Source organism: Bradyrhizobium sp. UFLA05-109, assembly GCF_054185165.1.
The window spans coordinates 1-679 of the sequence record NZ_JBBIAR010000165.1; the positions used below are offsets into that span (position 1 = coordinate 1).

General features: G+C 60.4%; 1 protein-coding gene. It reads right to left on the minus strand.

What is annotated here, in order from left to right:
- Positions 1 to 679: IS110 family RNA-guided transposase (locus tag Q3C01_RS44855; RefSeq protein WP_458151746.1), on the minus strand; the 679-nt coding region annotated here is incomplete at both ends.

Sequence of the window (679 nt, forward strand, 5' to 3'; positions counted from 1 at the left end):
GAGTGCTGCCGCGGCACAAGTCCGATCCATGCTGCAAAATCCCGACCGGATTTGAAATCACTCGGGTCTGCGACAGTGGAAGCGATGGCCGTGGCCCCGATCACGCCTATCCCCGGCACGGTCTCGAGGCGGCAGCTCATATCGTTGGCACGATGATGGGCGTGAATGGCGCGATCCAGAGCCCCAATCTGCATTTCCAGAGCTGCGAGTTGATCGACAATGGCCTGCAGCGCCTGTTTCATCGCAGTTGGAAGAGCTTCGCGATTACTCTCGTCCGTGATGATCGTGGCAAGCTGCGCGAGACCTTCGCGTCCCGTCTCCGCCACCAGGCCGAACTCGGCAAGGTGGGCTCGGAGCGCATTGATCAGCTGCGTGCGCTGGCGGATTAAAAGATCCCGAGTTCGATGCAACATCAGCAAGGCTTGCTGATCGGCCGACTTGATCGGCACGAACCGCATCGATGGGCGTGTCACGGCCTCACAGATGGCGGCGGCATCGGCAGCATCGTTTTTCGACCGTTTGACATAGCCCTTCACGTAGCTCGGCGGCATCAGACGCACGGTGTGACCGAGCTTGGAGACTTCACGCGCCCAGTGATGAGCGGTTCCGCAGGCTTCCATGCCGACCAGGCAAGGAGGAATCCTGCTAAAGAAGTCGATGACCTGCTTGCGCCGCAGCT